Here is a 9,094-nt window from a genome sequence, read left to right on the forward strand (position 1 = left end):
CCAGGCCGTCCGGCCGCGGGCCGGTGACGCTTCACCAACCGAACCCCGGCGCGGCGCGCTCGCCGCGCACCGGGTCTTCCGAGTCCTGACCGGCTGCGGCTGTCCCGAGTATGGGGGGCTTCCCTCAACAATTTAGTATAAGATTCAACTACCAGGCGCAGGGAAATCCAGCCACCCCCATTCGGGCTGCGTAGCGCGCACCTCTCGGAGCAGCAAGAGAGCCGCTCCGAGACCTCACCCCGTAGGAGATGTCATGCCGACCAAGAGCGGCCTTATCGATCCCGCAGAAGCTGCGGTGCTGCTGGTGGACCACCAGAGCGGCCTGCTGCAGATCATCAACCACGTCAACCCCCGCGAGCTGCGTAACAACGTGGCCACCCTGGCCAAGGCCGCAACGCTCTCGGACGTCCCGGTGATCGCCACCGCGTCGGTGCCCGAGGGCCCCAACGGCCCCCTGCTGCCGGAGATCTTCGCCAACGCTCCCAAGGCCACCTATGTGCGCCGCCAGGGCCAGATCAACGCCTGGGACGCCGAGGGCTTCCGCCACGCCGTCGCGCAGACCGGCCGCCGCACGCTGATCATCGCGGGCATCATGACCAGCGTCTGCGTCGTCGAGCCAGCCCTGTCCGCCCTCGCCGAGGGATACGACGTCTACGCCGTCATCGACGCCTCCGGCACCTACTCCGACGAGGCCCAGCGCGTCTCGACGGACCGCATGATCCAGGCCGGCGTCAAGGTCGTCGACGTCCTCGGCGTCGCCGCCGAGTTCCAGCGCACCTGGATCCGCGACGACGCCATGGACTGGGCCGGTGTCTACGCCGGCGTCAGCCCCGGCTACGGCGCCGTCATCGAGTCGGTGATGCGCGCCCAGGCCGAGGCCACCGGCGGCGAGGGCGCCGCGGCCGAGAACAAGTGGGCCGAAGCCCGCGGACGCCTCGTCTGAACCCCGGCATCCGCACTCCCGGGTTCCGTCTCCCCAGGTCCGTCCGGCCCCGAGGAGACGGAACCCGTCCGGGGCCGCTCGCGCCCCCTGCTCGTCACGCACGTGCCGTGACCTTCGCTCTGTGATCGTGGGATGGTTCAAATGAGTACTACTGCTCGGGAGGTGGTCTCGGTGAGCAATCTTGAAACCGAGCCCGCAGAGATCAAGTGCGGCACCCTGGTTGATGAAAGACGACCGTCCCAGGCGCCTGCCGTCGAAGTGCTCTCCGCACGGGAGGTACCCCTGGGCGGGCCGCGCGCAATGACGGTGCGGCGCACGCTGCCGCAGCGGGACCGGACGCTGATCGGCGCCTGGTGCTTCGCCGACCACTACGGGCCCGATGACGTCTCCCGCACTGGTGGCATGGACGTCGCCCCGCATCCCCACACGGGCCTGCAGACGGTCAGCTGGCTGTTCAGCGGGGAGATCGAACACCGCGACAGTCTCGGCACCCACGCCCTCGTCCGGCCCGGTGAGCTCAACCTCATGACCGGCGGATACGGCATCGCCCACTCCGAGGTCTCCACCCCGCACACGACCGTCCTCCACGGCGTTCAGCTATGGGTGGCCCTGCCCCAACATCACCGCAACACCGAACGGGACTTCCAGCACTACGCACCCAAGCCCGTGCGGATCGACGGAGCCCAGATCAGGGTGTTCCTCGGCTCGCTCGCCGCAGACGCCTCCCCGGTACGGACGTTCACCCCGCTCCTCGGCGCCGAGATCACCCTCGAACCGCGCGCGGCGGTCACCCTCTCCGTGGACACCGCCTTCGAGCACGGCCTCCTCGTCGACAGCGGCGAGGTGTGCCTGGCCGGCACCCTGCTGAGCCCGGCCGAACTGGGCTACCTCCCGCCCGGCACCGAGACGCTGACGCTGGCCAACGAATCAGACGTCCCCGCGCGGACGATTCTGCTCGGCGGCACACCGTTCGACGAGGAGATCGTCATGTGGTGGAACTTCGTCGGCCGCACCCACGAAGACATCGGCCAGGCCCGAGAAGACTGGGAGACCTCCTCCGATCGCTTCGGCGCCGTCGAGGGATACCCAGGAGACCGCCTCCCCGCACCCGTCCTGCCCAACGCCACCATCAGGCCCCGCAGGAACCCACCGCGTCACTGACTCCCAGCTAAGACCGTGTCCTACGTGGTGAGGTGGACGTTGATCCGTGTATGGGGCGGGGTACGTGGAGTTGGATTGTTCCGGACGGGCTGTGGGAGATCGCGAAGCCGTTGATCCCGCCGTCGAAGGTGCGGCCGCAGGGTGGTGGGACGCAGGACACGCTTCCCAATGCTGATGTCAAGCCGCTTCGGTGGCAGGGGGTGCGATCTCGTAGCACCGTCCGTCACGAATGAGAGCCCACAGAACGTTCACCCGACGGCGTGCGAGCGCGATGACGGCCTGCGTATGACGCTTCCCCTCCGCGCGCTTCCTGTCGTAGAACGCGCGGGAGTTGGGGTCGCGCTGGATACTGATCAGCGCGGAAGTGTAGAAGACGCGTTGCAAGCGCCGGTGGTACCGCTTGGGGCGGTGGAGATTGCCGCTGACTTTCCCCGAGTCGCGTGGGGCCGGGGAGACTCCGGCAAACGCCGCCAGGCGGTCCGCAGTGGGGAACGTGTCCAGGCTGCCACCCACGGCGGCGAGAAACTCGGCACCAAGCGTCGGGCCGATACCGGGCATCGAGGCGATCACTTCGGCGAGGTGGTGCTCGCGAAACCGGCCCTCGATGAGCTTGTCAGTCTCGGCGATCTTCTCGTTGAGGGTCATCACCTCCTCGGCCAGGGTATGGACCATCCTGGCGATGGCCTTCTCCCCGGCAACTGCGGTGTGCTGCCGGTCGGCGGCCTCGACGGCCTTCGCGGCCAGGGCCTCGGAACTGCGGACCTTGCGGTTGCACAGCCACGTCGTCAGCCGCTTGACACCGGCTCGGCGGATGGCAGCCGGGGTCTGGTAGCCCGTGAGCAGTCGCAGCGGCCCGGTGTTGCCAAGGTCCAGGGCCCGTTCCAGGGCGGGGAACATGCTGTTCAGCAGGGACCGGAGCCGGTTGGTGACGCGGGTGCGGTCGGCGACGAGGTCGGCGCGGTGCTCGGTCAGCAGCCGCAGCTCGATGACGGCCTCGTCGTCCAGGCGGACCGACTGCAAGTCGTTGCGCATCCGGGCCTGGTCGGCGATCACGTGGGCGTCGCGGGCGTCGGTCTTGCCTTGCCCGCGGTAGCTGTCGGTGGCGCGGTTGACCGCGACGCCGGGGATGTAGATGAGTTCCTGGCCGTGGTTGGCGAGGAGGTTGATGAGCAGACCGGGCTCGCCGCCTGCCATGTCCATCGCCCAGGTCACCGACCTACCTGCGGCGAGGTCCAGGACATCAGCGAGGAGGCGGAGGAGCTCCGGCTCATCGTTGGCCACGCGCCGCGACAGCAGTGTGTTGCCGTCGGCGTCCAGCACCAGGGTGTGGTGGTGGGTCTTGCCGCAGTCGGTTCCCGCCCATATCCGGCTCATCGTGCTCCACCAAGTCGTGCTTGCAGTGCGTACCACGGACGACCTCGCCGGCATTGCTCTACTCAGCGACTTGCTCGCACTTCCCAATCGGCGGCCGAGTCGTCGTGGGGAGCCGGGCGGCCAAGCGTCTCCAGCCACGAACGGCAGCCTGATGAAAGCCACACCCGGTTCCCCTGGGTGCCACAACCTTACGAATGGCTGAGGCGATCCCAGAAGGAAGGTAGAGCCTGATGAGACGGTGTTTGCGGCGATTGTCTATGTGCTGGTCAGTGGCTGTGCCTGGCGTGCGTTGCCGCCGTGCTTCGCGATATCCAAGTCGACTGCCCACCGCCGGTTTTTGATCTGGTCGCGGGCCGGCGTATGGGGCCGGCTTCACGAGGCGGTCCTGCACCGGCTCGACGATGCCGGCCTGATCGACGTCTCGCGCGTCGTCCTCGACTCGGCCCACGTCAGGGCGAAAAGGGGGGCGATCTCACAGGTCCGAGCCCCGTGGACCGGGGTAAGCCGGGTTCCAAGATGCACGTCATGTCGGACGCGAGCGGACTGCCCCTGGTCGTCGGCGTCTCGGCTGCCAACACCCACGACAGCGAAGCCTTGAAGCCGATCGTGGAAGGTCACCAAACGAATCACGACCCCCATCGCGGCCGCCACTTCAAGCCCGGCAAGCTGCATGCTGACAAGGCTTACGATGTGCCTCACCTGCGGAAATGGCTGTGTGGGGCACATTTGCCCGGCGGCGACCTTCGTGCGCAAGGCAGCGGCACCAACGCTTGGTGATCTGCTCGGGAACGGTGCCGAAGCGAGACGGGACTGGTGCACCTCAGAGGGAAATCAGGATCGGATCGCCGCCGTGATTATTTCGGCGCGGAATGATCACGCATAGACCCTCGACGGGCGCAGCGGCTAGGCCCGCATCCCCGCATCCACATTCCCAAGGCCGCCTCACACGGCACGCGCTCGACTCGAAGGCATAGGTCGGGACAGTGCCCTTGGCAGCGAAAGCATGATCAACGACGCCCAAAGTCATCCCACCGCCAGCGACACGTCCAGCATGCCGGACGAGCGACAGAAATGACGTTATCCGCAGCCAGGATCCGAAAATCGAGCCCACACAGCAGCTCGACACCTGAAGACATCAGCCCCCTGGGCCAGACCAAGCGAGTCGGGCCAACATGACGCCCCATCAGTACAACCTGACACCCCGTCACTCAAGTCAGCATCGAGTCAGCATGTGTCCTGCCAGAGGTGGTGANAGGTGGCGACACATGCACTTGCACCAACCCGCCCCACACCACCTCTGANCTGCAAAGATGCTGGCCAAACCGCTACACCCACCAGAACGCCGCCAACCCGGCGCCAATGGAAGCCGAAGAGGCACGACAAGACATCGTTGCAGGTCAGGTCAGGGGGCGTTTCGGGGCCAGCCAGTCAGCACAAGGTCAGCATCAGCGGCGCTACACCGGGAAACAGATCGGCTCCCGGGCGTCATGCGGCACGCCGCGGTCGACACCTCCGCAGCGTCCGGGGTCGAGATCCGATGCCAGGTGTCGCACCACACTACAACCTTCCACACAATTACAAGCAGCCCCAGAATGCTTGGAGTTGGGTCGTGCGGAACCTGACATCTTCATCCTGGCCAGCGTCGCAATCAGCCCCAGGGTGGCGCGCGCGACCGACCGCTACGGGTAACACCGTGCCGCGCTGCCTACGTTGCTGGTCTCCTGTGCGGGACTGGTGGCGCACGCCTGCTTTGTCGGCCGTGACGCCATCCTGGACGGTGGGGCCCACAATCGCCTCTCTGCACTCGTCCTCAACCTGGCAGGCCCGGACGAATCCGGTGATCAGCGTCGCCACTGCTTCGAGGGCTTGCAGGACCATGGGGGTGTCCTGCGTCGATTTGAGCAACCGTGATCGTCGGCCGATTGCGGGAGAGCTCGGCCAGTTCTTGGCAGAGCCCTCGTGCGAACCGGGCGGTGAGGTCGGCGAACCAGTCCGCCGTGGGTCCAGGCGGTCGAGGACAGCCGGCTTGCACCAGCAGGAGCGGGCATGCCCCCCTTCCAGCCAGGCGGTGACACCGGGCGCGCCGAGCCTGTCGAGCTCTGCGTACATTTCCAGCGCCGGGGCCCGCTCCGGCAGCGTCTGCCAGCGGCCGCACGGCGCCACGGGCCGCGGCCTCGGCCCGCAGTCGCTCCCCCACCCGCTCGGCGTCGGGGTACTGACTGGGCCTCCCCCACCAGAACACCGGTTCGGGCGACAGTGGAGGCCAGAACTTGGGAGGGGAGGTGCGCCACGCTAGCGTGCGAACGTGGACGACCTAACGTCGTGGCTCCCCGCGCAGGCTCCGGCCGAGGCCGCGGCACTCAAGGCCCTGTAGGAACAGCGGCGCGACGCGGCCCTCGCCCAAGCCCGGTACTACAACGAACTCATGGAATCTGTCCAGGACTTCGAACACCACGAAGACCTGTACCGCGAGCTGCACACCGCACCACTCCCGCACATCGGCACCGCTGTCCCCTCACCTAGCACCGCACCACCCACAGCCGAACCAGACCCGGATCCTGACCAGGTTCTCGCCCTCATCGCGCAAGAACCGCGGCGGCTGTGGAAGACCGCTGACGTCTGCGCCGCCCTTGGCTAACAGCCCGTCAAACCCGCCAGGGTCTGCCTCAAAGCACTGACGGGCGACGGCTGGCTGGAAGAGGTCCGCCGCAAAGCCCGCCACGTGCTCTACCGCATCCCTGCCCCACTGCCCGCGCCGGCAGCGGCCGGCGACCTGTTCGATGCGGCAGGGGAGCAATCGCAGTCAGCGCCGGCAAGCTGACGCGGTCCGTCCTGGCCCCGAAACGCGCCGATATCCGGACCTTGCCATCTGGTCCGCGCATCAGCCTCACCTCCAGCCGGCGCTCTGGCGGTGCCAGCTGGAGGAGCTCCGGTATCCCCATCGGTGCGGCGGCTGGGCAGCCCCGGATGCCTTGTCGGTATCGGCGAACAGCTTGCGATCGGCCCGGCGGCGACCGGTGGCGCGCGGTGTCCACGACCGGCGCACCCGGTGCCGGATGCCGGCGAGGGTCTTCACTGCGCACGCCGAGGCTCCGTCCACCCTTCGACCGGTCTGTTGTCCCGAAGCGCGCCTTGAGTGGCTTCCGTATCTCGAAGTTGCCGACAAAGTGGGCACCTTGGGGTCAACCGACCTGGGCCTGTTTGTCGAGGGGTACGTGGAAGGGTGGATTCCCGAGGGGTGGATCACAATGTGCTGAGCCTGATGGGCCTGACCCGGGCACGGTGCGACAGTCGCAGCGGACATCGGTCGCATAACCTCTCCGCCGCCGGCTGGCGCAAGGCCAAGGTCAGCGGACCGGAACACAACTGAGTTGAGATCACCGGCCTTCCTGGAGGCGGCATCGCGTACCCGGAGCGGGCCGATCCCCTCGACCCCGCCTCGGCGCCGACCGGCAGGCTCCCCTGCGCACTCGACGCCTGCTACAGGACCAGTAACGCGATCGTCGCTTGAAAGCGCAGGCTCCGCACGCAGGTGGTGACCCTTCACGATGGATCGGTCAGCAACTCCCTCTGACAGGCGGGCGACGCCCGGTGATCGTCCCGCCCCAGCCGTCCACGGGAACGGCTGGGGCTCTCGCACGTTCAGGCCAGGGGGATTTCGAGGTGGGACGGGTCGTCGGCCGGTGAGGAGACGGAGATGGTGGTGCCGGGCTCGTTGGCGTTGCTGTAGAAGGGGTCCGTGGTGTCCAGGACGAGCATCAGCCGGTGTCCGGCCGGGACGGTGTAGCCGGTGGCCTGCAGCGGGATGTCGACGGTTACCGATTGGCCGATGAGGGCGTCGGGATCCGTGAACGGCGCGTGCGTGATGATGTTCGCCTGTCCGGCGTCGTCGACGTCGAAGAGGTACGCTACGAATGTCGCCTGCGCCGCACTCGCGGTGTACGTCAGCCGGAGCCGTGGGACGCCGCGGAGCGTGGCGCCGGCGGTCATCGGCGCGCTCACCCACACTCCGGCGTCGGCACGGTTGATGTCACCGGTCCGGTACACCTTGGGGCGCCCGTTCATCTCCTCGTAGCCGGTGTTGATGATCTTGTCGGCGACGGTGGCGGGGGTGTCCACGCCTGTCCGGAAGGTCAGGCTCCAATTAGCTTCGGGCTTGTCCGCCAGTGTGCCGTCGTCAGTGCCCTCGGCCGCGCCGGTCAGGTACAGCGGCTCGGGGCGGCCGACGAAGGCGTCCCAGGTCTCGGCGTCGTCCCGGGGGCCCTTCCACATCAGGTGACCGGACACCTGCCCCTCGGTGTCGAAGTCGTTGCGCTCCTCTTTGAGGTGCTGGGCGAGCCAGCGGTGTGCACCCTCCCAGATCCGGTTGGGCAGCCCGATCGTGCCGGGTGTCTCGGGGCCGGAGTGGTCGCCGATCGACAGGATGAGGCGCTTCGGTCCGGTGAGCGCGTTGAATACCTTCAGTGTCTGGTTGGTCGGGAAGAGCGTCTCGTGCCAGGCATGCGCGAAGTACACCGGAACTGCACGGGTGTTGAGACGGTCCACGTAGGTGTATGGGGAACGCTCGCGAGCCCACGCCAGGGTCTTGGGAATGTTCCGGCCGGCCAGCACGTCGTCGAAGATCTCCTGGGTGCGCTCGCTGAGGCGGGCGTTCTTCGCGGCGTTGAACAGGCCCTGCACGGCGGCGGTGTGACGGGTGGAGTTCTCGTAGAACGCCTCGCCCAGGTCTCCCCAGGTGCTCATGGCGACGACCGCCGATACCCGCGGGTCGTCGGCGGCGACGAGCTGGCTGATGCCGGAACCGTACGAGTCGCCGAGGAAGCCGGCCTTGGCGAATGCGCCGCCCGACTGCTCGATGAGGTAGTCGAGTGCCCGGGAGCCGTCCTTGATGTCCTCGGGCCCTGCGACCTCGACCTCGCCCTCGGACCGGCCGAAGCCGCGTGCGGTGTAGGCCAGGACGTTGTAGCCCTCCAGCGCGAGAAGGCCGACGGCGGGCCCGAGGAATCGGCGTTCACTGCGTTCGTCGACCCGGCCTCGCCCAGGGAGGCGCCCCGTGCCGACTACATCGGCCGCGTCCATCCCCTGGCCGACGGCCCCTGGACCGAACCGCCCGCCCGGCCGCTGTTCCTCACCGCGATCGGCAGTGGCCTGCCCGCCTTCGCCGCCTTCACGCCCTACCACGAGGACGTCTTCCTCTTCCACGACACACTCGCCGACCTCAAGGGCAACGACAACTACCCGCCGGACTGCACCGTCAGCTACTGCGTGATCGGCTGGTACAGCGACGACGACGCCGACATCCTCCACACCGCCAGCGGCATCGAGGGCCTGCTGCCCCCCGGCGCCGACCCGGACGACCCAGCCGCCGTACTGCGGGCCCTGGGCTGGGCCGCCCCCGACGGCATGCCCGACACCATCACCCGGACCCGGTACGTCGGCACCGCCTTGGGCATCCCGTGGGACCGCGAGGGCGGCCACCCGGTCTCCGACCGGCCTGACAAGGCAGAAATCAAGGTGGCGATCGGCCACAGCACCGCCGACGCCGTCACCGCGCTCGTCGCCCACCAGACCCCCGGCACCCACCTCGCCGACCAGGTCAGTGCCCTGTTCCACGGC

Annotated in this window: 6 protein-coding genes and 2 pseudogenes; 6 read left to right on the forward strand and 2 right to left on the reverse strand. The window is 68.0% G+C overall.

The window, feature by feature from the left end; translation table 11 throughout:
* Positions 1–253: 253 nt before the first annotated feature.
* The 3 genes and pseudogenes from B073_RS42465 to B073_RS47390 all read left to right on the forward strand — a co-directional run.
* Positions 254–943 (forward strand): isochorismatase family protein, encoded by a 690-nt coding sequence (locus B073_RS42465; protein ID WP_051094412.1) that lies wholly within the window; start codon positions 254–256, stop codon positions 941–943.
* Between the two features lie 171 nt (positions 944–1,114).
* Positions 1,115–2,104, forward strand: a complete 990-nt coding sequence (locus tag B073_RS0137160; RefSeq protein ID WP_026248086.1) for a pirin family protein — start codon at positions 1,115–1,117, stop codon at positions 2,102–2,104.
* 50 nt (positions 2,105–2,154) lie between these two features.
* Positions 2,155–2,265: pseudogene (locus tag B073_RS47390) on the forward strand (IS5/IS1182 family transposase); the annotation flags it as partial.
* Positions 2,266–2,281: 16 nt separating this feature from the next.
* On the opposite strand, the gene B073_RS0137165 reads toward B073_RS47390, so the two are convergent.
* Entirely contained in the window at positions 2,282–3,478 is a 1,197-nt protein-coding gene (locus B073_RS0137165; RefSeq protein ID WP_018543129.1) for an IS110 family transposase, read from the reverse strand.
* Positions 3,479–3,704: 226 nt separating this feature from the next.
* Between B073_RS0137165 and B073_RS45035 the strand changes: the two are divergent.
* Together B073_RS45035 and B073_RS46990 are read left to right on the forward strand one after the other, a co-directional pair.
* Positions 3,705–4,207, forward strand: a pseudogene (locus B073_RS45035) (IS5 family transposase); the annotation flags it as partial.
* Positions 4,208–5,903: 1,696 nt separating this feature from the next.
* Entirely contained in the window at positions 5,904–6,116 is a 213-nt protein-coding gene (locus B073_RS46990) for a hypothetical protein (protein WP_158690325.1), read from the forward strand.
* A 1,004-nt stretch (positions 6,117–7,120) separates the two neighbouring features.
* On the opposite strand, the gene B073_RS0137190 is transcribed toward B073_RS46990, so the two are convergent.
* A complete protein-coding gene (locus B073_RS0137190; RefSeq protein WP_018543134.1) occupies positions 7,121–8,557 on the reverse strand; it encodes a CocE/NonD family hydrolase in 1,437 nt (478 codons plus the stop codon).
* A 186-nt stretch (positions 8,558–8,743) separates the two neighbouring features.
* On the opposite strand from B073_RS0137190, the gene B073_RS0137195 reads away from it, so the two are divergent.
* Positions 8,744–9,094, forward strand: a 351-nt coding sequence (locus B073_RS0137195; RefSeq protein WP_026248087.1) for a hypothetical protein, incomplete at its 3' end; no start/stop codon positions are given.

Origin of the sequence: Streptomyces sp. MspMP-M5 (genome assembly GCF_000373585.1) — a bacterium.
In the GTDB taxonomy this organism is placed as follows: Bacteria; Actinomycetota; Actinomycetes; order Streptomycetales; family Streptomycetaceae; genus Streptomyces.